The organism is Paraperibacillus esterisolvens (assembly GCF_046237625.1).
GTDB lineage: Bacteria > Bacillota > Bacilli > Bacillales > DSM-1321 > Paraperibacillus > Paraperibacillus esterisolvens.
The window spans coordinates 1,563,884-1,584,586 of record NZ_CP143545.1 but is presented as its reverse complement, the minus strand read 5'-3'; the positions used below and the strand labels follow the sequence as shown (position 1 = coordinate 1,584,586).

Annotated in this window: 25 protein-coding genes, 1 other RNA gene and 1 riboswitch; of the genes, 6 read left to right on the top strand and 20 right to left on the bottom strand. The window is 44.8% G+C overall.

Features of this window, described 5'->3' with window-relative positions:
• Positions 1-7 precede the first annotated feature (7 nt).
• Both ssrS and V1501_RS08045 read right to left on the bottom strand, forming a co-directional pair.
• A non-coding RNA gene (ssrS, locus tag V1501_RS08050) (6S RNA) lies at positions 8-202 on the bottom strand.
• A gap of 142 nt (positions 203-344) precedes the next feature.
• Positions 345-521 (bottom strand): hypothetical protein, encoded by a 177-nt coding sequence (locus tag V1501_RS08045; protein ID WP_409292467.1) that lies wholly within the window; start codon positions 519-521, stop codon positions 345-347.
• A gap of 124 nt (positions 522-645) precedes the next feature.
• Here V1501_RS08045 and V1501_RS08040 point away from each other — a divergent pair, with 124 nt between their 5' ends.
• On the top strand, positions 646-924 hold the full coding sequence (locus tag V1501_RS08040; protein WP_409292465.1) for a hypothetical protein: 279 nt from the start codon (positions 646-648) through the stop codon (positions 922-924).
• Between the two features lie 128 nt (positions 925-1,052).
• Here the strand turns inward: V1501_RS08040 and V1501_RS08035 are convergent, their stop codons facing one another.
• Positions 1,053-1,289 (bottom strand): hypothetical protein, encoded by a 237-nt coding sequence (locus V1501_RS08035; protein WP_409292464.1) that lies wholly within the window; start codon positions 1,287-1,289, stop codon positions 1,053-1,055.
• 252 nt (positions 1,290-1,541) lie between these two features.
• A riboswitch (cyclic di-GMP riboswitch) is annotated at positions 1,542-1,634 on the top strand.
• 44 nt (positions 1,635-1,678) lie between these two features.
• Here V1501_RS08035 and V1501_RS08030 point away from each other — a divergent pair.
• Positions 1,679-2,545, top strand: a complete 867-nt coding sequence (locus tag V1501_RS08030; protein ID WP_409292462.1) for an amidase — start codon at positions 1,679-1,681, stop codon at positions 2,543-2,545.
• A gap of 59 nt (positions 2,546-2,604) precedes the next feature.
• Here V1501_RS08030 and V1501_RS08025 read toward each other — a convergent pair whose 3' ends face one another.
• From V1501_RS08025 to V1501_RS08015, 3 genes are all read right to left on the bottom strand, one after another.
• Positions 2,605-3,084, bottom strand: a complete 480-nt coding sequence (locus V1501_RS08025) for a CcdC family protein (RefSeq protein ID WP_409292460.1) — start codon at positions 3,082-3,084, stop codon at positions 2,605-2,607.
• Positions 3,085-3,247: 163 nt separating this feature from the next.
• Positions 3,248-3,607: a response regulator gene (locus tag V1501_RS08020; protein WP_409292459.1), complete on the bottom strand. Its 360-nt coding sequence runs from the start codon at positions 3,605-3,607 to the stop codon at positions 3,248-3,250.
• Positions 3,608-3,739: 132 nt separating this feature from the next.
• Complete coding sequence (locus V1501_RS08015) at positions 3,740-4,447, bottom strand: cytochrome c biogenesis CcdA family protein (protein ID WP_409292458.1); 708 nt, start codon at positions 4,445-4,447, stop codon at positions 3,740-3,742.
• 461 nt (positions 4,448-4,908) lie between these two features.
• Here V1501_RS08015 and V1501_RS08010 point away from each other — a divergent pair, with 461 nt between their 5' ends.
• Positions 4,909-5,103, top strand: coding sequence for a Spo0E family sporulation regulatory protein-aspartic acid phosphatase (locus V1501_RS08010; protein ID WP_409292456.1), 195 nt, complete (start codon positions 4,909-4,911; stop codon positions 5,101-5,103).
• Positions 5,104-5,160: 57 nt separating this feature from the next.
• On the opposite strand, the gene V1501_RS08005 is transcribed toward V1501_RS08010, so the two are convergent.
• From V1501_RS08005 to V1501_RS07970, 8 genes are all read right to left on the bottom strand, one after another.
• Positions 5,161-6,954: an ABC transporter ATP-binding protein gene (locus V1501_RS08005; protein ID WP_409292454.1), complete on the bottom strand. Its 1,794-nt coding sequence runs from the start codon at positions 6,952-6,954 to the stop codon at positions 5,161-5,163.
• A gap of 2 nt (positions 6,955-6,956) precedes the next feature.
• Positions 6,957-8,702: an ABC transporter transmembrane domain-containing protein gene (locus V1501_RS08000; protein ID WP_409292452.1), complete on the bottom strand. Its 1,746-nt coding sequence runs from the start codon at positions 8,700-8,702 to the stop codon at positions 6,957-6,959.
• Positions 8,703-8,989: 287 nt separating this feature from the next.
• Complete coding sequence (locus tag V1501_RS07995) at positions 8,990-9,205, bottom strand: YneF family protein (RefSeq protein WP_409292450.1); 216 nt, start codon at positions 9,203-9,205, stop codon at positions 8,990-8,992.
• 53 nt (positions 9,206-9,258) lie between these two features.
• Positions 9,259-9,732, bottom strand: coding sequence for a sporulation inhibitor of replication protein SirA (sirA, locus tag V1501_RS07990; RefSeq protein WP_409292449.1), 474 nt, complete (start codon positions 9,730-9,732; stop codon positions 9,259-9,261).
• A 202-nt stretch (positions 9,733-9,934) separates the two neighbouring features.
• The gene (gene tkt / locus V1501_RS07985) at positions 9,935-11,944 is read right to left on the bottom strand and encodes a transketolase (RefSeq protein ID WP_409292448.1); all 2,010 of its coding nucleotides are present in this window, start codon (positions 11,942-11,944) and stop codon (positions 9,935-9,937) included.
• A gap of 199 nt (positions 11,945-12,143) precedes the next feature.
• Positions 12,144-12,377, bottom strand: a complete 234-nt coding sequence (locus V1501_RS07980) for a DUF896 domain-containing protein (RefSeq protein WP_409292446.1) — start codon at positions 12,375-12,377, stop codon at positions 12,144-12,146.
• A gap of 62 nt (positions 12,378-12,439) precedes the next feature.
• The gene (locus tag V1501_RS07975; RefSeq protein WP_409292445.1) at positions 12,440-13,093 is read right to left on the bottom strand and encodes a recombinase family protein; all 654 of its coding nucleotides are present in this window, start codon (positions 13,091-13,093) and stop codon (positions 12,440-12,442) included.
• 42 nt (positions 13,094-13,135) lie between these two features.
• Positions 13,136-13,441 (bottom strand): LysM peptidoglycan-binding domain-containing protein, encoded by a 306-nt coding sequence (locus V1501_RS07970; RefSeq protein ID WP_409292443.1) that lies wholly within the window; start codon positions 13,439-13,441, stop codon positions 13,136-13,138.
• A 151-nt stretch (positions 13,442-13,592) separates the two neighbouring features.
• Here V1501_RS07970 and lexA point away from each other — a divergent pair, with 151 nt between their 5' ends.
• The gene (lexA, locus tag V1501_RS07965) at positions 13,593-14,216 is read left to right on the top strand and encodes a transcriptional repressor LexA (protein WP_409292442.1); all 624 of its coding nucleotides are present in this window, start codon (positions 13,593-13,595) and stop codon (positions 14,214-14,216) included.
• A gap of 119 nt (positions 14,217-14,335) precedes the next feature.
• Here lexA and V1501_RS07960 read toward each other — a convergent pair whose 3' ends face one another.
• Positions 14,336-15,481: an aminopeptidase gene (locus tag V1501_RS07960; RefSeq protein WP_409292441.1), complete on the bottom strand. Its 1,146-nt coding sequence runs from the start codon at positions 15,479-15,481 to the stop codon at positions 14,336-14,338.
• A gap of 169 nt (positions 15,482-15,650) precedes the next feature.
• On the opposite strand from V1501_RS07960, the gene V1501_RS07955 reads away from it, so the two are divergent.
• Positions 15,651-16,196, top strand: a complete 546-nt coding sequence (locus tag V1501_RS07955) for an IseA DL-endopeptidase inhibitor family protein (RefSeq protein ID WP_409292439.1) — start codon at positions 15,651-15,653, stop codon at positions 16,194-16,196.
• A gap of 41 nt (positions 16,197-16,237) precedes the next feature.
• Here the strand turns inward: V1501_RS07955 and V1501_RS07950 are convergent, their stop codons facing one another.
• The 5 genes from V1501_RS07950 to V1501_RS07930 form a co-directional block, all read right to left on the bottom strand.
• Positions 16,238-16,525 carry a hypothetical protein gene (locus tag V1501_RS07950; RefSeq protein ID WP_409292438.1) on the bottom strand — a complete coding sequence of 96 codons (288 nt, stop codon included), beginning with the start codon at positions 16,523-16,525 and terminating at the stop codon, positions 16,238-16,240.
• A gap of 112 nt (positions 16,526-16,637) precedes the next feature.
• Positions 16,638-17,009, bottom strand: a complete 372-nt coding sequence (locus V1501_RS07945) for a DoxX family protein (RefSeq protein WP_409292437.1) — start codon at positions 17,007-17,009, stop codon at positions 16,638-16,640.
• A 275-nt stretch (positions 17,010-17,284) separates the two neighbouring features.
• Complete coding sequence (locus V1501_RS07940) at positions 17,285-17,764, bottom strand: YbaK/EbsC family protein (protein ID WP_409292435.1); 480 nt, start codon at positions 17,762-17,764, stop codon at positions 17,285-17,287.
• Positions 17,765-17,832: 68 nt separating this feature from the next.
• Complete coding sequence (locus V1501_RS07935; RefSeq protein WP_409292434.1) at positions 17,833-19,002, bottom strand: iron-containing alcohol dehydrogenase; 1,170 nt, start codon at positions 19,000-19,002, stop codon at positions 17,833-17,835.
• A gap of 481 nt (positions 19,003-19,483) precedes the next feature.
• The gene (locus V1501_RS07930; RefSeq protein ID WP_409292433.1) at positions 19,484-19,849 is read right to left on the bottom strand and encodes a winged helix-turn-helix transcriptional regulator; all 366 of its coding nucleotides are present in this window, start codon (positions 19,847-19,849) and stop codon (positions 19,484-19,486) included.
• A 219-nt stretch (positions 19,850-20,068) separates the two neighbouring features.
• On the opposite strand from V1501_RS07930, the gene hxlA reads away from it, so the two are divergent.
• Positions 20,069-20,701: a 3-hexulose-6-phosphate synthase gene (gene hxlA, locus V1501_RS07925; protein ID WP_409292432.1), complete on the top strand. Its 633-nt coding sequence runs from the start codon at positions 20,069-20,071 to the stop codon at positions 20,699-20,701.
• Positions 20,702-20,703: the final 2 nt, after the last annotated feature.

Below are 20,703 nucleotides of genomic sequence, written 5' to 3'. Positions count from 1 at the left end.
AGCCCGGGTTCCTGCCGCATATGCCGTATTCTATAAGAAAGTTTTAAACCACCACTCCTCAAAGTGGGTGTTTGCAGGAACGGCCCTGTATGTCCTCCCTGCCATATAGGCGGAGGCTTGTCATTCTCGTTCCAATATAAAACTCCCTGTTACAGCTTAAAGGTTAAAACTTAATTATTCACAACGTACAAAGCAGCGTTTGTGTTATTAGTATACTCACTCCGGCTGAAAATGACAATGGTAATTTTATGTAACGACCGGGAAATGGGGACTGTCCCTCCAAAAGGCGCGTTAAACCCTTGATACATCTGGGTTTTGGGGTTTGGTAAATAGGAACTGTAACCCTATTTTTTTTGAACCAGGGCTATGGCGCGGATCATGGAGCCGATGAACATGATGGCTGCGCCTCCAAGGAGGAGGAAGAGAAATTGGTTTTTGGTTATGATGTCGAGGGGATATAGGATGCCGCAAAGAATGAGCAGGAGTCCTATTAACGAGAGTCCCCAGCCTAGTTTTTTCAAGATGTATTCACCTGCGCTTCAGTAATGAATTTTCCTTAATTATAACCTTTGGGGCCTTCTAATTAAAGATTTCCTTCCTCTTACTCTGCAGCCGTCTGGTATAATTTTATTGGAGGTGATTCATATGGGGCTTTTCTTAAAATCCATTTTCTGCTCTTTTTTCCTTCACTTGATTTTCATGGGAGTCCCGCTGCTTGCAGGATATATCCGGACACTCTTCTACCGTCCTGCAGGTGAGGAGTGGTCCAATTTAGTTGTGCTCGACAGTAAGGTCAGTGTTGGCTTCGTCTTTTCCCCTGTTTTCCTTCTCCTGTCCCTTGCAGGTACGGCAGTATTCTGCGGCCTGCTCCTTCATTATTTTCCGCTGCTGACCGGCTGGCTGCGAAAAAGAATGATTCCATGATTTCCACACAACTTATGCATGGATAAAACCTGGACAAGAGCAGGAATATAAACAAGGGGGCGGTGGATCGGAGTAAGACGCAGAATGCCAGCAAGATCAATGATATTCATACCTATGTGCAGGAAGCCTTATGATACACGCAGCTCCGCCCCTTTTCCACAAAAAAACGGAATCACTTCACCTGGATAGGATGATTGAGTCCGTTTTTTATGTTTTCCGGCAGATTTAATCAGCTGCTCCTGTTTTGTCCCTGTCATGCGGGTTACTGGCTTTACTTCCCAAATGCCCCTGCTTTTCACAGGATCCCTCTCACCTTCACGAATTCTTTTTTCCCTGGCTTTCCTGGCACTGCTCTTTGCCATCATGATCACTCCCTGCTTGTTTGTTTTATTATATATCAGCTCCACTAAGTGCGATACAAGATTTAGGAATTCATTAAGAAGCGCCCCTGCCGCCCGATAAACTGCTGGATAAAATCGAAATAGGATTCTCTCCTCCCGGGTTTCTCCACCGTCTTAAAGCAGGCAGCCTTCACGAAACGGATAATCACAAAAAATTTAAAATGCCTATAAACTTTACAAATTACCTGACGATATAGTAAACAAGAATTTATAACAAACTGAAAAAGGCAAACTTATCCGAAAGGTAAGGACGCAAAGCCATGAACCTAACCGCTGAACAATCAAGCGCAGGGTCGTCAGGCTGCCAGGCTCTCTTTAACTGAGCTGTGGCTGAATTTAAGGAGGGCATATTAATGAGAAAAATAATTATGGTGGTTTTATTCATGATGTTAATGGCGGCATCAGGCATCCGGTCAGAGGCTGGAGTCGAGCAGGACCGTGCAACCTGGCTATGGAATCCGTGGATGATTGTAGATGATGAATCCGGCACCCTGGCTTTTCTTGAGACAAAAAAATTAAATAAGGTGTATGTACAGATCGACCGGGATATTCCTGTGTCTGTATATCGAAGCTTTAATGAAAAAGCGGCTGGGAAAGGCATCCGGGTATATGCACTTGACGGAGCTCCAGACTGGGCCGCTCCAAAAGGATACATGAACCAGGATAGATTAATGACATGGCTTGGCAGCTATCAAAATGGCGCAACGTCAGTTGAGAAGTTCAGCGGCATCCATTTGGATGTGGAGCCTTATCTATATTCAGGATGGAATTCCAACCGCGCTGAAACCATCAAATCCTATCAGGCACTCCTGACTAAGGCCAAAACAAATGCAGATACTTTGAAGATGGAATTTGAAGCAGATATCCCCTTTTGGTTTGATGAAATCACCTACAAAAACACGTATGGAAATGGAATACTAGCTGAGTGGGTTATTTCCAAGGCCAGTAGTGTGACTATCATGGCGTACCGTGACTCCGCTGCTATGATTGCAGACCTCGTCAAAAACGAAGTGGGCTATGCAGCGAAATATGGAAAAAGAGTTGTGGCAGGCGTTGAAACCGGACAAACAAGCGAAGGAAGCCAAATCACATTTTTCGAAGAAGGCGAGAGCTATATGAACACCCAGCTCGAGGCTCTCAGGAGTTACTATGCCAATAACCCTGCTTTCGGCGGCACAGCCGTCCACCATGTGGGCAGCTGGATCACTATAAAACCTTGAATAGAACTCCAATAATGGACAAAAGCACCGGAAACAAAATTCCGGTGCTTTCTCTATGCTTACAAAACAGATTTCGGCGGCCCAAGCTGTGCTCGGAACTTTTTGTATTGAAAATACATGGCGATCCTCCAGGGTACGATCATGCCAAATGCCAGTATCCAGAACATGCCGCTAAGCTGTCCGAGATCTATGGTTGCGCTCAGGATGAATTTGGCCGCAATCCTGATAATCAATAACCCAATCAAGATGAAAACAAAAGCTTTCGATCTTTTTAAATATATATGATTCTCTCGTATCTCGAACGTCGAGGTTTTAATCAGAAGAATGGAAAATAACAGGCCGACCGTGACGGCCTCAAGGCATTCAGATGCTGTAACCCGGAATTCCGGAAATATGAACATAAGTGCCCCGGTACTCATGAAGATCGGGGGCAGAATGATCTTTTTGGCAGATACGGGGCGCTTGGCTGCCTTCAAACGGATAAAGATGACCATGGAGGCCATTAATGCAGCAAATATAGAAGAGAGATAAATCATCATGCCTGTGTCACCCTTTATCATTATTTATCTATGCCTACTTAATATATTATATTGCCAGCTAAAAAAAGCAAGCACTCTTTTCCAGAGTCCCTGCAAGGCGGCATCCTGTGTCATTAAAATAAAAGTGTATCATGCATTTTTGTCCGGGGGCTTTTTGGTTCTTTTAGACGAGAACCCGGTTTACTGCTTCGAGGACCCTTGCCTCATCAAAAGGCTTGACGATAAAATCCTTTGCCCCTGCCTCGATCGATTCAACCACCATCTTCTGCTGGCCCATTGCCGAACACATGATGATTTTCGCCGGCAGACCCGTTCCCTTGATTTCCTTGAGCGCCTCTATTCCGCTCATCTCCGGCATGGTTATATCCATAATAACTAAATCAGGCTCGAGTTCCCTGGTCAAGGAGACAGCGGTTATGCCTGTTTCTGCTTCCCCGACAACCTCATGTCCTGCATTTGTCAGAATGTTAGTAAGCGTCACTCTCATAAATTTTGCATCATCTACTACTAAAATCCTCGCCAATCATGTATCCCCCTCATAAAATACCAGCACTAGTACAAAGCTGTGCCGATGGTATCTTAAACTACTATAAATATATCGGACTTCAAGGTAATTTTCAATTTGAATAATTGGAGAGATGGGCTTTTATGACTATTAAAATCCTTGAAAACCACCAAATAAAGAGGTCAGATAGGAAGTCAGCATATTCATCCAGTTAAAAAATAACACAATGCCCATCAAAACCATGAGGGAGCCGCCACCCTTAACCAGGGTTCTGCTGTGCCGCTTAATCCATCCAAGCCGCGTAATGAAAAAGGACAGGATGAAGAACGGAACGGCGAAACCAAGCGTATAGGCGGTCATATACCAGACTCCCGAGCCTGGATTGGTCCCTGCAAGCCCCATAACTGCCATCAGGATCGGCCCTGTACATGGCGTCCAGCCTGCTGCAAAAGCAAGACCGATCAAAACGGAGCCGGCATACCCGCTTGGACGGTTTTTGAATTCATATTTTTTCTCTTTCATCAATAAATCGAAATTCAAGGCACCAGCTATCACCAGACCAAAGAATACCATCAGAATGGCGCCAATCTGGCGGATCAAATCATTATAATCTGCGAAAAATGTGCCGATTATCGATGAGCCAAATCCCAGTGAAATGAATATCGCCGAAAACCCGATTAAAAAAAAGATGGTATGCAGAAAGCTTCTCTTGCTGAGCATCCCCTTCTCACTCTTGATCTCACTGACGCTCATTCCGGTTATATAAGACAGGAAAGCCGGATATAATGGAAGGCAGCAAGGCGAAATAAAACTTAAGAACCCGGCCCCAAGGGCGATAAATAGATTAATATCGTTCAAACTTCACAACCCCTACTATTTTATGTCTATTTATATTCTAACAAATTTCAACGAATGCTTTCATCCAAATTTTGAAACTTATTTGTATGCTGTTTTCGTCTTTATGCTGCAGGCACTCTACCTGCCCGGGGCAGGCGCTAAGCCTTTCCCGGCTTTGACTGCGGGGTCTCACCTGCCTACTGATCCTCCTCCGAAAAGCGGAAAGCGGTGCCTGCCCAATTAAATTATTTATAGCACAATGTTTAGATAAACGGTTTGTAACTGTCTCTACTATGGCACGCAGAGACCAACCTTCCGCTCCAATCAACTAATATGAGCATGTCATCTCCTCATAAATTTGGCAGGCAGCCAGTTCAAGGTAATTGAATTAATTTCCATCCTGACTTATACTAACTTATATATCATTCATTTACAAATTTTTCAAAGTCTTTCAATATTGGACAAGTGAAAGGACAGCGATTGTGAGCAAAGAGAAGCTTTTAACCCATATTGAAAAAAAGAGGGCTGAGTTGATTGCGGCAGCGACCCATCACGGGTTAAGTTCGAATATAGCTTTGAAGATAAGCCAGGACCTCGACACGCTGCTAAATGAATATGATAAGCAATACTTGAAAAAGCCCTTATCCACTGCTGCCAATTCCCTCGCATTCAGGTGAGATGTATTGTATGACAAGTGAGAAAGCCTGTATCCGTATACCGGATACAGGCTTTTTTTATAGTGCGTTCTCCATTTTATCGGAAAGGCCATTTTGAAGCAGATACATCTTATAATAGAGCTTCCGCTTTGCGAGCAGTTCCTGGTGGGTTCCCCTCTCAACAATCTCCCCTTGATGCAGAACAAGAATCTGGTCAGCGTCCTGGATGGTCGATAGCCGGTGAGCGATCGCAATGGTAGTGCGTCCCTGTCTCATCCTCCCAAGCGCCACCTGGATGGCTTCCTCTGTTTCTGTATCAATGTTTGCCGTAGCCTCATCAAGGATGAGGATCTTTGGGTTTGCAGCTATCGTCCTGGCAAAGGCAATCAGCTGCTTTTGCCCGCTTGAAAAGGTGGATCCCCGCTCAACCACTTGATGGTCAAAACGCTCAGGAAGCCTGCTGATGAATCCATGCGCCTGTACAAACCTTGCCGCCTCCACGATATCCTCATCTGTAATGGAGGGGTCATACAGCCGGATATTATCCTTTATGGTGCCGAAGAACAAAAAGGGGTCCTGAAGTACGAGGCCCATCCTGCTGCGCAGTTCTTCCTGGCTGTATTCCTTCAGCGAAACTCCATCCACCAGGATGTCACCGCGGTCATATTCATAAAATCTCATCATTAGGTTGATGATAGAGCTCTTACCACTGCCGGTGTGTCCGACAAGTGCGACAGTCTCTCCCTTTTTTGCGGTAAAGCTGATGTTTTTAAGAACATCCCTTTTTCCGTCATAAGAAAAGCTGACATTTCTGAACTGTATTTCTCCATTTGAAATGCTATGTTCCCCGCTTCCTGTCTGACCAGGCGAAAGTTCCTTCTCATCGATAACTTTGAATACCCTCTCCCCCGCAATGATCGCCTGCTGGAATAAGGACAGGCGCATCATTACCTGGTTCAGGGGCTCGAAAAACCGGTCGATATAGCTTACGAAAACATAAATCACTCCAATCTCGACAGGGCTTTTTAGAGAAGTGATTCCAAAAAAGCTCAATACAATGATCAGTGTGAGCGCATAAATCAAGTCCAGGGCGGGACGCAGCAACAGTCCATCGACCTTGATATTCTTCATGCCTGCGGAGTAGTGCTTTTCATTGATGTCTTCAAATTCCCTCCGCAGCCTGCGTTCCTGCCTGAACACCTGGATAATGGCCATGCCCTGGAGCGATTCGCTGATTTTGGCATTAAGCTGGCTCAGCCTCTCCCGCATGTCCTGATAATAAACGGAGCTGTATTGCCTGTAGGCAGCCATTACTAGGAATATGATTGGCAGGATGATAGCGCATAAAAGTGCTAATTTAACATTCAGGACAAACATGGCTATGAAAATGCCAGTAAGCTGGAAGGCGCTCTGAATGAATGTGCTGACTACACTGACGAACATGTCCTTGATGGCTTCTGTATCATTCGTGACTCTGGATACCAGGCTGCCGCCCGGGGTCCTATCAAAATACTTCATCCCAAGGGTGTGAACCTTTGAGAAAATATCTATTCTCAGCTGTTTAATAATGGCCAGGGCAATTTCCTGAAATTTAAGCAGCTGAAAATACATAAAGATCACCATTGCCACCTGTATTCCCATATACAGGCTGCCTAGCGTGATGATGGCTGAACGGTCAAGGCGGCCCGGCCTTAAATAATCATCAATAAAAATTCCAATAATGATTGGACCGAATATATTGCCGAGAGTCATCATCAACAAACAGAAAAAGGCAATGAGAATAACCTTTTTATGTGGTTTTGCATAGCGGAGCAGCCGCGAAAGGATCTTGCGCTGCTCTTTTCCGCTTACAGAAAGGCTGTTAGTATCCATCTTCATCCTCCATGCTCCACAAGTTCTTCAAGCTGCTGCTGCAAATACATCGTCTTATACCATCCTTCCTGTTCCATCAGATCATCATGAGTTCCATGCTGTATCAAATGGCCGTCATCAAGGACGAGAATCAAGTCCGCATGCTGAATGGCGCTCAGCCGGTGAGCAGTAATGATGGTGGTCTTACCTTCCCGGCTTTCCTTAAGATTTTCAAGGATGGTCTCTTCTGTCTTAGCATCGACCGCGGACAATGAATCGTCCAATATCAGGACTTCAGGTTCCATGACCAAAGCCCTGGCAATTGATATCCTCTGTTTCTGTCCGCCTGAAAGAGAGACTCCGCGCTCGCCTACCACCGTCTCATAGCCGTTTGCGAACTGCAGAATATCTTCGTGTATATAGGCCGCCTCAGCTGCCTTGATAATTTCCCGGTAACCCGCTTCCGGTACAGCAAAAGCGATATTATCAGCCACAGTTGCTGAAAATAAAAAATGATCCTGTGGTACATAGCCGATCGACTTTCTCAAATCTTCCAGAGCATAATCCTCGATGTTCGTTCCGCCGATTGCCACAGATCCTTCATATCCGTCAAACTCCCGGATCAGAAGCTTTAGCAGCGTAGTTTTCCCGGAACCTGTTTTACCTGCAATCCCCAGTGTCTGGCCAGGCTGCAGTTTAAAGTAAATGTCTCTGAGTACCGGGGATTCCTCGTTCGGATAAGAAAACCTGCTGATCGCAAACTCAATTCTGCCTTCAGCCTGAACTCCTGCTGACTCATTCTTTTCAGCAATATCCACCTTTTCGGCAAGAAGTACCATCACCCGGTCATAGGAGGCCCTGCCCCTTTCTACAATATTGAAGAGCCAGCCGAATGCAAGCATTGGCCAGATCAGCAGGCCAAGATACGTCGTGAAGGAAACCAGCTGTCCAATTGTCAATTCACCATTCAGGACAAACTTAGATCCAAATGCTATGGACAGAAAAAAAGAAATGCCGACAATTATGGAAATGGTCGGATCAAATAAGGCATCAATTTTAGCAACGGTCATATTCTTCCGGACAACATCCTCCGACTGGGCACGGAAGGAATCTATATCCTCCTTCTCCTGGCCGAAGGTTTTAATGACCTTAATTCCATTAATGCTTTCCTGGGTCTTGTCATTCAGGCTTGAGAAGGCTTCCTGCGCCTTATGGAAGCTTTTATGAAGCAGTGACCCATAATAACTGGTCAAATAGGCCATCAGAGGCATCGGCAAAAGGCAGATCAATGTGAGCTTCCAGCTGATGAACAGCATCGCAGCCACCACGGTTCCGCCCGTTGTCAGCGAGTCCACCAGTGTCAGCACCCCGGAACCGGCTGTCTGCTGAATAGCCTGAAGATCATTAGTCGCATGGGCCATCAGATCCCCAATTCGCCGCCGCTGATAGAACGCCTGAGACATCCTGGTAAAATGCCCGTAAAGCCTGTTCCTCATTTGCCTCGCGAGCTTAACCGCCGATCCAAAGATCATGATCCTCCAAAAATAGCGAAGCACATACATCCCCAAAGCAGAGGCAGCAAGCACTCCCATCCAGCCTAGCAGCGCCTTTACGCTCAATGTATCATTCTCAATCAGATCCACGACAATGCCTATGATACGCGGTGGAATCAACTGAAGGAGAGCTACAAAAACCAGCATGGAGATCCCCGTCAAATATGCCTTTCTTTCCTGAACAAAGAACCATTTTAACTCTAGGAATAACTTCATCTACCCTTCCCCCGCATACGATCTATATAAAATTAAACGCCTTCATATTTTACCAGAAAATATGGAATTCAAAGAACACTTTTTGGAATGTTTTTTAATTTTAGATAAATCAACCTGAGATGAATCATAAAATAAAAACCACTCTCCGGATTGGCTGTCAGCCAAAAAGAAAGTGGTCGCGTTTTAGATATTGACAAACGGAGCTGCCGGTTTCCCAAAACATGAGAATGTACCGGGCTTGTCCCATACTTGCATATCCAGTATTCATATTTGCAGGTTCTTAGGGATTACTTCCCAGCCTGCTTGTTCATGGCGCTCATCATCTGGTTGATTTTCTTCTGGGATGGTTTCATACCCATCTGCATCATCATCATTTTGAGCATTTGTTCGTTTATTGGCGGATTTTTCTTAAGGTATGTCATCATATAGCGACGAGCAATGAAAAATCCTAGAGCTACCCCGGCAAGAAGTGCCACGATACCTACTAGTATTTCCGTCCACATACTATTTTCCTCCTTCGTGTTGTCTATCACATTGTTACTAGACCCAAGGGCTATTATACAATATCCGAATAATAATTTCCTTCTTTTAAGCGGAATTTTCTCTCCTTAATTGGTTTTAGCCAGCCGAACTTGTTATTTGTAAGGTCCAGCGCCAAGAAATCAGATTCAGATTTACGGAGGCACTCAAAAAATTCGGTTTCTGCTTCGAGAGATCCCCTTGCTTCAAGCGTCAATCCATTGTCGCCAATCCGCAGGGAAGCACTGCTCAGCCCTTCATTCGTTTCAATATAATATACCCTATTTTTATCCTGAGAATCCTTTTTGACTCTAAGCTGGCGGTCGAGCATCTTCTGGATTTGGAGGATAGGCAGGGGCTTGGTGATATAGGCAATCTGTCGTTTGATGATCTCCTGGAGTTCTCCTGAGGACTTGGAGTATTCTAAGAATAAGTTATAGAGCAGACGTTCACGGCCAAAGTAATGCCTCGCTATATCATCTTCGATTACATATAAATTGTATATCCTCATCCCACACACTCCATTCACATTCTTTTACCTATTATATATGCCGTTAAATGAAAGATATGTTGATTAATGGAGAAATAAAACAGTCATTTTGTCGATTTCACACAATTCTGACACTTTTAGTATAAAACATGACTTGACAAATAGCCAATGAAAGGATTGCAAATAAAAAGGCCTGCCCCTAGTTAGGAACAGACCTTCTTAATTAGTTACTTTCAATCAATGCCTTTACTTTTGCCACAACATTGTCGACTGTGAAGCCATATTCTTTAATTACTGTTCCGCCAGGGGCTGAAGCACCGAATGTATCGATTCCGAGAACATCTCCCTCATCACCGGTATATTTATGCCAGCCAAAGCTTGATCCCATTTCTATGGCAAGACGCTTTTTGACTGCCGGTGAGATGACGCTTTGCTTATATTCTTTAGATTGCTGCTCGAAGCGGTCCATGGAAGGCATGCTCACGACTGCCGCATCAATTCCTTCCGCGGATAATGCTTTTTGTGCTTCGACAGCAAGGTTCACTTCTGAACCAGTGGCGATAAGAAGCGCATCAGCCGTTTCCTTGCCTGCAGGAGAAATGATATAAGCTCCCTTTTGGACACCATCATAAGCATTTTCAGCTGTACCCTTGATGGTAGGCAGGTTCTGTCTTGTCAGTACAAGAGCGGTCGGACGGTCATGGTTATCCAGGGCCAGCCTCCACGCTGCCGCTGTTTCATTTCCATCTGCCGGACGGATGATGGAAAGACCAGGCATAGAACGAAGGGAAGAAAGCTGCTCAACCGGCTCATGTGTCGGACCATCTTCACCAACAGCGATGCTGTCATGTGTGAAAACATAGGTGACAGGCAGCTGCATTAACGACGCAAGACGGATGGCTGGACGAAGGTAATCGGAGAACACAAAGAATGTTCCGCCAAACACTTTCAAGCCGCCGTGAAGGGCCATTCCGTTCATGGCTGCGCCCATTGCGAATTCACGGACACCAAACCAGATGTTTCTGCCTTCGTAGGATTTCGGGAAGAAATCATCAGCACCTTTGATCATTGTATTATTAGAGCCCGCAAGGTCAGCAGACCCTCCGATCAGGGATGGAAGATTCTTGGCAGCGCCATTTAAGACTTCACCGCTGGAAGCACGGCTTGCCAGGCTTTTGCCTTCTTCGTATACAGGGATATCTTTATCCCAGTTTTCCGGAAGCTCTCCTGCAATGGCTTTTTCCAGCTGCTCGGCAAGCTCAGGGTATTCCTTCTTATAGTTTGAGAACTTATCGTTCCACTCATTTTCGCTTTCGCTTCCTCTGTTTGCAATCGTGCTTTCGAAATGAGCATACACTTCTTCCGGAACATGGAAGTCTTGATCGAAAGTCCACTTATAATACTCTTTTGTAAGCTTCATTTCATCTTCGCCTAGAGGTGCACCATGGACTTTAGAAGAGCCTGAACGGTTTGGTGAACCATACCCGATGATAGTCTTGACTTCAATCATGGTCGGGCGGCTTAGGTCAGATTGCGCTTCCTTGATGGCGGCCGCAACTTCTTCAATGTCATTGCCGTCTTTGACGAAGATGTATTGCCAGCCGTAGCCTTCATAACGTTTCTTTACGCTTTCGGTCATCGATTTATCCAAATCACCGTCAAGTGAAATGTCATTTGAATCGTAGAGAACGATTAATCTGCCCAATTCCAGATGGCCTGCAAGAGAGGAAGCTTCAGCAGATACACCTTCCATTAAATCGCCATCTCCGCAAAGTGCATAGGTAAAATGATCGACTACCTGGTGATCGCCTTTATTGTAAGTTGCAGCCAGATGTCTTTCAGCCATAGCCATACCTACTGCCATCGCTACACCCTGTCCAAGTGGTCCGGTCGTTGCCTCCACACCAGGAGTATGCTTATATTCAGGATGTCCCGGTGTCTTGCTTCCCCATTGACGGAAGCCTTTAATATCATCCATTGTCACACCATATCCAGACAAGTGAAGCAGGCTGTATAGAAGCATGGATCCGTGACCAGCAGAAAGTACAAAACGGTCTCTATTAAACCAATCTGGATTTTTCGGATTGTGGTTCATAAATTGTGTCCAGAGTGTATAAGCCATTGGGGCTGCGCCCATCGGCAGGCCTGGATGGCCGGAATTAGCTTTTTGAATTGCATCAATTGATAACGTACGAATCGTATTGATGGAAAGTGAATCAATTTTTTCTACCATTAATAAGACTTCCTTTCCTTATGTAAAAGATAATTTTCAACTTTATATTATAGTTCTGATATTAGAAACACAACTAATAATACTTGAAACATTATATTAGCAGAAATTCCGTTTCCATATAAGAGGTTCGTACCTATTTTGTGTAAAAAAAAAGAATACATGCAAGAAGCTGTATTCTTTCCTTTTGTTTTATTTATAATCAATGAAGATTTCTGCGTTCTTTAATCTGCTTGATTTTTTCAGGCGTTACATCGTTTCCTTCAGGGTCGATGACTTTAACATGTTCCAACGTATCAGACATAGACCTTCTGAAGGTTTCAAGATATTCTCGTCTTAGTGTGGACTGTTCTTTCGCCTCTTCAGTTGTCAAGCTGTTCTCCCTGCCCTTTTTGGCAAGCTCATTGATTCTGGCGATTTTTTGTTTGGAAAGCATAAATCGGACTCCTTCACCATTTGTTCTTACTTATGGTATACAAAAAAGACCAAAATAACAAGCTATTTGGTTTCGTCAGAAGCTGATTTATGCTCGGTATACCGCCGATGAACTGTAGCACGGGAAATATTGTGGCCAAAGCCTTTGAGTGTGGCAGAAATCTCCTCGAAGGTCAGCCCATTTTCCCGGAGTCGCACTATCTCCTCCACGGGTACCTCTTTCCGGTCACGTCCGCCAAGGTTGCCTTGATTCCTTAAATTTCTCTGAGGCCTGTACCCTCTCTCTACAGCCTCTTTCATTCCCCGCTTTATTTTAAGGTTATGGATCTTCCTTTGATACTCTTCCACGATTGCCACTATCTGAAGCACCATGGAATCAGAGTCGGATATTTCAAGAACGCCGTTATGTGACAGTGAATATAATACTGCCTTCTCCTTGATCAGGCAGTGAAGGAGCGCCACTTTTGCGTTTCCTCTCCCCAGGCGGGTCTCATCCTGTATCAGGACCGCACCGGCTTCTTTATCCTTTAGTAGAGAGAGGAGTTCGAATATGCCGTCGCGGTCCAGCTCATAGCCGCTTGCCTTTTCACTGATAACCCGCACAATTTGAAAGCCGAGCCGCCCGGCAAGCTCCGTCAGCTCCTTCTCCTGGCGGAACAGGGAAGTTTCCTGTTCAGCCTTTTCTGTGCTGACCCTGCAGTATATGACTGCCTTCATCCTTACCAACCTCTTTTGATGTATATTTCTTCATGCTGCCTGTTACATGTCGCTTGCAAGGGTGCCGCTGCCCCCGCTCAAGGTGTAGGGAATCTTCAGTTCCTCACCCGCTTTGATGATCCCGCCTGAAATGTCGTTATTCTCTTCAATCCACCTGGCGACTGCTTCCTTCGGCAGCTCTTCACTCTGATAGCGCTCAGCAATTTCGGAAATGGTGTCGCCCTTCATGACAGTCACCGTAGTAGATTTTAGGTTTTGTTCCGGCTTATGTAAAGAAATTAGAGAAAAGACAATGATGAATGCAAAAAACAAAATAGTGTAAGTATAGTTTTTCCACAAAGTTTTCATTGAGACGCCTCCCGAACGTTTGTTTGATTTAACCAAATTATAAACCGAACACTTGTTTTCTGTCAACAAAAATTCGAACTTATGTTTGTATCAGTATTCCTTACATGGTATAATCAGGACAAGAACAATTTATGATAGGGTGCGTGAAAAAATGACTAAACTTTCAAAAAGGCAGATTGATATTTTGGATTTTATCAAGGGCGAAGTGAAGCTGAAGGGCTATCCGCCAAGCGTCAGGGAAATCGGTGAGGCTGTCGGCCTTGCGTCCAGTTCCACTGTACACGGACATCTGGCACGTCTTGAAAGCAAAGGCCTGATCCGGCGTGACCCGACCAAGCCGCGGGCGATTGAGATTCTGGACCTGTATGAAGGGTCGCATATTCCGAAAGTCAGCGTTGTGAATGTTCCCCTGCTCGGTAAGGTCACAGCCGGCCAGCCGATCACAGCAATTGAGAATATTGAAGAATATTTTCCGCTGCCGGAACATCTTGTGCCCCACGATGACCATGTGTTCATGCTCGAGGTTATGGGAGACAGCATGATCGAAGCCGGAATACTGGACGGGGATTTTGTAATCGTCCGCCAGCAGAAGACGGCTAATAACAGCGATATAGTAGTAGCGATGACTGACGAGGACGAAGCCACAGTCAAAAGGTTCTTTAAAGAAAAAGATTTCATCCGCCTGCAGCCTGAGAACTCATCAATGGAGCCGATCATCCTGCAGAATGTTTCAATCCTGGGCAAAGTCATTGGTCTTTACAGACAAATTCATTAACAATAAAAAACCTTTTCCAGTGACATGGAAAAGGTTTTTTCTTTAATTGCAGCCTTCTATCCTGGCTGCCCGCTCTATACCGTTTAACTAATAAAGCTGCAGCATGATTCATTACTTCCTTATACATGCGTCTTATCGGCAGGTTTTTTTTCATCCAGCAGGTTTTCAGGGTTGAGGGCATGAAGGCTTTCCGGGATGAACAGGCCGTCTTTCCTGATCAGTACTCCATCAAACCATATCTCTCCTCCACCGTATTCCGGGCGCTGGATATTCACGATGTCCCAGTGGATGTTCGAGTCATTTCCATTGTATGATTCGTTTTTATAAGACTGCCCTGGTGTAAAATGGAAGCTGCCGGCAATCTTCTCATCGAAAAGGGTATCATCCATCGGGTGCAGAATATGAGGGTTGACCCCGATGGCAAATTCCCCGATATATCTTGCACCTTCATCTGTGTCGAGAATCTTATTCAGCTCTTCGGTATTATTTGACGTTGCTTCAACGATCTTTCCGTTTTGAAATACGAACCGGACGTTTTCGAATTTTTTGCCCGTATATGTTGTAGCTGTATTATTGGTAAGCACTCCATTAATGGAATCTTTTACCGGAGCCGTGTAGACTTCACCATCCGGGATATTTCTAAGACCCGAACATTTAACAGACTTCAAACCTTTGATCGAGAAGGTCAGGTCGGTTCCCTGTCCCTTTAGTTGAACTGATTCCGTACGATCCATAAGTTCCTTCAGTGCATCCATGGCCCGGTCCATTTTCTGGTAGTCCAGCGTGCATACATTGAAGAAGAAATCCTCGAATTTCTCTAATGACATGCCTGCTTTTTGGGCAATGGAGGAGTTTGGATATTCAAGCAGTACCCAGCGGGTGTTATTAATGATTTCGTTATGTACAGGCTTCATGGCGCTGGAATGCAGCTTTCTTTGTTCTACCACTACATTCGCATTTTCTTTATCATTTTTAAGCCCAAAGATCCGTATGGATGCCGCTGCATCCTTATATACCGAGAGATCCCATTTTTGCTGAAGCTCAGATCTTTCTTGAGTAGTCCCTTCCAGCATGAGCCTTGATGTTTCTTCATCCGTAATTTTCACAAAAGGATAAGCACCCCGGTCATAAGCCGCTTTTACCAATTCTCTGGCCAGAGGCAGGCCGTCTCCGAAGACATCAATGATGACTGTTTCGCCTTTTTTGATTTTTACCGAATAGTCCAAAAGCCCATCTGCTAGCTTTTTAATTCTTGGATCCCTCATCATAATCCCCCTTATAATAGGCAGTATATTTAATTTTATTATAAGTTTCAGTATTGTCAAACAGATTAAATTCAGCTTTTATTTTAAATTTTTTCCCTGCTCATGAATCTTTATAAGGATATCCATCGTCTAATTGATGTGTGACCATATTTTGGCAGGGGGTAATTTTATGAAAAAGCTTTTGACCATCTTTTTTTCCACCATTTTATTTATTGCATGCGGAGCAGCAGCATCCGCACAGGGAGCGCCGGGAAATTTAACAGACGGCAAAGCCTTGAAGCAGGCTTTGGATGCACGGGTACACTACTGGAATGTAATGAGCGGCCATAATCCTAAAGTGAAGAATTCCAAATGCCCAAAAGGAAGCTTTACATTTAAAGGTACAGATTACCGCTATCTGTGCAGTGAGTTCGATACTCAGAAAGAACTTTACGGCTATCTGGGGGAAGTATTCACAAATAATGCCATCGACAAAGGAATGAAAAAATATCGCTTCATCACATACAAAGGAAAGATTGCTCAGCCAAATGCAGATGGGGGAAGCCTTCTTCAATGGGAAAAGGCTAAAGGCAAAGTAATTTATAAACGCCAGGGAGTTAAGCTATATGAATTTGCGGTCCCTGTACCCTACAGCAAAACTCCGGAAAAAGTGAAAGTCACTTATGTATACGTGATGGGCTCATGGAAAATAAATGCAATGGACGCTGTAAAATAAAACGTTTTAAGCCCTGGAAGGCCCATCTTCCAGGGCTTGTTTTATCGTATGCTTTCTTTTTTATCCAGACTTTCCATCAGGGACAGGATTTCCTCACACCCCTGGGGTTTGTTCCTCTTCAAATACAGGCGAAGTTCATTCCATCTGAGGGCATGGTTATCTTCCCGATATTGCAGAATTTCCTTTTCCAGTTTCTTGAATGCTTCAAGATAGTTGCTCTTGAGGTCCCAGAGAGATTTATCAGAAAGATGTATGTGTTCATTAGTCTGTAAATGGTAAATCATTAAATTCAGCCGATGCTCCAGGGCTGCGTTTTGTATGGGGGACATTTTACGGCTCCTATTCCTTTTTTGTAATGGAGTCTTCCCATACAAAAAGCTGTATATACCTATAGAGAATTTTCAGGAAAAAAAAGCACCCGGCTGGGTGCGGTTTAACATGCTATCTGTTTTCTACTTGCCCTTGAGTTCTTTTGTTGAAGATGACTTCCCTCACTCCTGCATTTCTGAGCCAGAGGCTTCCCCACACCAATAATCCGATATAGACGGGGAAAAGAATATGTGTAAACACCGGGCTGTCAAGCACAAAATGAAGGCAGACTGCTCCCCCGTAGTAACCCGTAAGCAGTACCGCTCCAAATACAGAAGTGGGAGGCAGCGCATACAGTATGGTAGCTGCAAGCCCAATAAAGCCGATGATGACAACCTGCTGACTATCAAGCCCCATGGATCTTCCGCTTTCCACCACCTGAGGCACCTTCATCAGTTTGGACAAACTGTCAAACAGCATAAAAATGATGACCAGTCCGCTCATAAAAATAGATGTCCAGAGTCTCCCTGCTGATACTGAAGTGTCTATGACTGCTCCTCCTCACTGAAACCGCAATGAATTGGCTGCCGGGGCTGCTTTTGTCCGGAAATTGCTTCCCTCTTTCCCGATTCAGAAAAAATGGCCATTTCTTCACTCCCATCCCTCTTCAGCTTGTTATCATTATATTGAAGGAGTGGGAATGTTATGACTCGGCCCCATGACCGAAAAAAGGGCTGGAGGCACCAGCAGCCGTGGCCAGTGCTAGTTTGGGACTGACCCTATTTCCCAGACCAGTCTTTACAGACGTCGACCCATTCGCTGGCGTCTGAGAATTGGAAGAGTTCTTCACAGGTAAGTTCGATGGCTGAGTTTCGGGACCCGCAGGCCGGAAATACTGTTTCAAATCGTTTAAGGGAGATGTCGAGGAAGACATCCAGATCATTTACCAGGCCGAAGGGGCAGACGCCTCCCACCATATGCCCGGTCTGCTCTAACACCTCTTCGGAAGTGAGCATGCGGGCTTTTAAGCCGAAGTGCTGACGAAATTTTTTATTATCAATCCTTGCTTCACCTGATGTTACGACCAAAAGGGCTTTTTCATCCTGACCGCGAAACGACAGTGTCTTGGCAATACGGGCTGGAATGACTCCGATCGTTTCGGCTGCCTCTTCTACTGATGCGCTGGAAGATTCAAATTCCATAACATCTGCGCTCCGGCCCCATCTATCGAAATGTGCTTTTACTCTCTCTATTGCCATTCATTTCTGCCCCTTTCCATTTCATATCCTTTATGTAAGTAAAATATCCGTCTACTTATATGCACCCTCTATTCCTTTTGCCCCACAAATGCCCTCTTAAATAGCATTAGATAATCATCCTTTCTTATTTCCCTGGCATTGCTTGGAGTGGAGTTATTCTTATATGCAGCCTCCGCCAGATAATCAAAATCCTCCTCACGTACATCTGGCAAAGCTGAGAAAGCGGGTATCGCCAGGTCGGCCGCAAGCTTTTTCATTTCAGCTACCAGCAAGGCTGCGGCAGAACGGTCCGATTCATTTGGTGAGGCGATGCCCGTAATCCTTGCAATCTCAGCGTGTTTTTCAATATCTGCCCCGGCATTGAATTCGACTATATAGGGAAGGAACATAGAATTGGCCATGCCATGCGGAGTATCATACAAACCGCCAATCGCTTCTGCCATGCAATGGACCGAGGCAACATCTGCATGAGAGAATGCCATCCCTGCAATGGTGGATCCGATCATCAGATGATACCGTGCTTCAATGTCACTGCCGTCATTAAACGCTCTCCTTAAATAGGGATAAATATACTTCATGGCCTGTTTTGCAAGGGCGTCAGAAATAGGATTTGCCAGCCTGCATGTATAGGCCTCCATGGCATGCACGAGTGCATCCATCCCGGTCGATGCAGTCAGGTGGGCCGGCAGGTTGTAAGTAAGTTCAGGGTCAACGATCGCAAGGACCGGCGCAATATGTACATCCTTAATGGTAAACTTGATCTTTTTTGCTGTATCCGTGATAACCGAGGATCGGGTTACTTCTGCACCTGTCCCGGCGGTTGTCGGGATAACAGCAATCGGAGTCACCTTTTCAGGGACATTATTTCTGCCTGCATAGTCCTGCGGCTCCCCGCCAAGGCTGTGGAGGATGGCAATCGCCTTCGCCGAATCAATCACCGATCCTCCGCCGAGAGCCAATATTGCATCCGCCCCGAAATTCCTGGCAGCTTCCCCGCCAGCTTTACAATCGGCATCCCGGGGATTCGGACTCACCCTATTGAATGTTTCCGTTATATATCCTTCCTGCCCGAGCAGTTCTTTCACTTTGTCCGTGAATCCAGCTTTCTCAATTCCCGGGTCCGTTATAATTAAAATCCTTTCTCCGCCGATAAACTGCTTCATGTATGACCCGGTGTGCAGGAATTCTCCATTCCCTGCCTTAATAATAGTCGGCATATTAAATTCCAAAGATTTCATAAGCATAACTCCTTTCTATTTTTCTATCATAATGGAAGAGGGGGAAAATTTCTTCTCTGCTCGACTTTTTTATCAGAATAATTAAAAAGTGAACATATACGGCGAGTAAAAGTCCTGTTTCGGCGAGTAAATTATGATTTCGGATAGTAAATCATTGACTTCCGCGAGTAAATTTTGTTTTCGGCGAGTAAACTGTGCTGATTCGCGAGTAAAGTGTTAAATTCGGCGAGTAACTGCTCATCCAGGGGCCGACTAGATGCAGCTGCCAGGTATTTCTTCAGGATCGATGGATTTTTTATCAAATTTGTTGATTTGAATCCTGTTTTTTCCTAAAGCAGGGCTGAAAGTCTTCCCTTTATGGCCCTGCAGTTTCTAACATAAATAATAAGAATAAAAAAACCAGGACACGTATGTCCCTGGTTTCCTTTAATTTATAAGACCGTTTCAAACTGCCAATTCACCAGTCCGCTCGCGTGCAGCCTTACTTGGCGGAGTCACTTTTGCTTAGCGGTTCCAGTCCTGCCGTTTCCATATATTCCTTGCCCCATTTATACATGGCTTCCAGAATGGGCATAAGGCTCTCCCCTTGAGCGGTGAGCGAATATTCCACTTTAGGAGGCACTACCGGGTATACTTCACGCCAGACGATAGCGTCCTCCTCAAGCTCCCGTAATTGGTTGACTAGCATCCTTTGGGTGATTCCGGGAATCAGCGCCTTTAGCTCGCCGAATCTTTTGGTCCCCTCTTTCCCTAGATGCCAGAGGATAAGCATTTTCCACTTTCCTCCGATTACGGAAAGTGTTAATTCTTTTTCACAATTAAACATTTTATCCTGCATTCTGGACATGCTATATCTCCTTTTCCATTGTTTTCACCCATAGTATACTTTTTATCACTATGTATGATGAATGTGCGTACTTTCAATTTAACATCATACGTTATATACTTGCAACAGTTCAATGATTGGAAATCATTGTCCGCGGCTGAACCTCAATAATTCATTGACTTTCAGCCATATTAATACGGTAGAGTAAAACAAAAAAATAGAGATTGGGAGTTGTTTTATATGGAATTACAATTAGCGCTGGATTTGGTCAATATCCCAGAGGCAATCGAGCTTGTTAGAGAAGTGGAAGAGCATATTGATATCGTAGAAATCGGGACTCCTGTTGTTATAAATGAAGGACTTCATGCAGTAAAAGCTGTTAAAGAAGCCTTCCCGAACCTAAAAGTGCTTGCAGACCTTAAAATTATGGACGCAGCCGGCTATGAGGTCATGAAAGCATCTGAAGCAGGCGCAGACATCATTACAATCCTCGGTACCGCTGAGGATATGTCTATCAAGGGAGCCGTAGAAGAAGCCAAAAAACAGGGCAAAAAAATATTGGTAGACATGATTGCAGTTAAAGACCTGGCTGAAAGAGCCAGGGAAGTGGATGCGCTTGGAGTTGATTATATTTGTGTCCACACCGGATATGATTTGCAGGCTGTAGGCAAGAATTCCTTTGAAGATTTGCAGACAATCAAAAGTGTTGTAAAAAATGCAAAAACTGCCATTGCCGGCGGCATTAAACTTGAGACGCTTCCTGAAGCGGTTAAAGTTCAGCCGGATCTAGTCATTGTTGGCGGCGGAATAACCGGACAGGACGATAAAAAGGCTGCAGCTGCAAAAATGCAGGAAATGATCCGTCAGGGATAATA

Excerpts from the sequence above, each read along its gene's own strand:
- V1501_RS08040 (WP_409292465.1), top strand. The coding sequence starts at position 646 with ATGGGGCTTTTCTTAAAATCCATTTTCTGCTCTTTTTTCCTTCACTTG.
- V1501_RS08035 (WP_409292464.1), bottom strand. The coding sequence starts at position 1,289 with ATGATGGCAAAGAGCAGTGCCAGGAAAGCCAGGGAAAAAAGAATTCGT.
- V1501_RS08030 (WP_409292462.1), top strand. The coding sequence starts at position 1,679 with ATGAGAAAAATAATTATGGTGGTTTTATTCATGATGTTAATGGCGGCA.
- V1501_RS08025 (WP_409292460.1), bottom strand. The coding sequence starts at position 3,084 with ATGATGATTTATCTCTCTTCTATATTTGCTGCATTAATGGCCTCCATG.
- V1501_RS08005 (WP_409292454.1), bottom strand. The coding sequence starts at position 6,954 with ATGGATACTAACAGCCTTTCTGTAAGCGGAAAAGAGCAGCGCAAGATC.
- V1501_RS08000 (WP_409292452.1), bottom strand. The coding sequence starts at position 8,702 with ATGAAGTTATTCCTAGAGTTAAAATGGTTCTTTGTTCAGGAAAGAAAG.
- V1501_RS07995 (WP_409292450.1), bottom strand. The coding sequence starts at position 9,205 with ATGTGGACGGAAATACTAGTAGGTATCGTGGCACTTCTTGCCGGGGTA.
- sirA (WP_409292449.1), bottom strand. The coding sequence starts at position 9,732 with ATGAGGATATACAATTTATATGTAATCGAAGATGATATAGCGAGGCAT.
- tkt (WP_409292448.1), bottom strand. The coding sequence starts at position 11,944 with ATGGTAGAAAAAATTGATTCACTTTCCATCAATACGATTCGTACGTTA.
- V1501_RS07980 (WP_409292446.1), bottom strand. The coding sequence starts at position 12,377 with ATGCTTTCCAAACAAAAAATCGCCAGAATCAATGAGCTTGCCAAAAAG.
- V1501_RS07975 (WP_409292445.1), bottom strand. The coding sequence starts at position 13,093 with ATGAAGGCAGTCATATACTGCAGGGTCAGCACAGAAAAGGCTGAACAG.
- V1501_RS07970 (WP_409292443.1), bottom strand. The coding sequence starts at position 13,441 with ATGAAAACTTTGTGGAAAAACTATACTTACACTATTTTGTTTTTTGCA.
- lexA (WP_409292442.1), top strand. The coding sequence starts at position 13,593 with ATGACTAAACTTTCAAAAAGGCAGATTGATATTTTGGATTTTATCAAG.
- V1501_RS07960 (WP_409292441.1), bottom strand. The coding sequence starts at position 15,481 with ATGAGGGATCCAAGAATTAAAAAGCTAGCAGATGGGCTTTTGGACTAT.
- V1501_RS07955 (WP_409292439.1), top strand. The coding sequence starts at position 15,651 with ATGAAAAAGCTTTTGACCATCTTTTTTTCCACCATTTTATTTATTGCA.
- V1501_RS07950 (WP_409292438.1), bottom strand. The coding sequence starts at position 16,525 with ATGTCCCCCATACAAAACGCAGCCCTGGAGCATCGGCTGAATTTAATG.
- V1501_RS07945 (WP_409292437.1), bottom strand. The coding sequence starts at position 17,009 with ATGAGCGGACTGGTCATCATTTTTATGCTGTTTGACAGTTTGTCCAAA.
- V1501_RS07940 (WP_409292435.1), bottom strand. The coding sequence starts at position 17,764 with ATGGCAATAGAGAGAGTAAAAGCACATTTCGATAGATGGGGCCGGAGC.
- V1501_RS07935 (WP_409292434.1), bottom strand. The coding sequence starts at position 19,002 with ATGAAATCTTTGGAATTTAATATGCCGACTATTATTAAGGCAGGGAAT.
- V1501_RS07930 (WP_409292433.1), bottom strand. The coding sequence starts at position 19,849 with ATGTCCAGAATGCAGGATAAAATGTTTAATTGTGAAAAAGAATTAACA.
- hxlA (WP_409292432.1), top strand. The coding sequence starts at position 20,069 with ATGGAATTACAATTAGCGCTGGATTTGGTCAATATCCCAGAGGCAATC.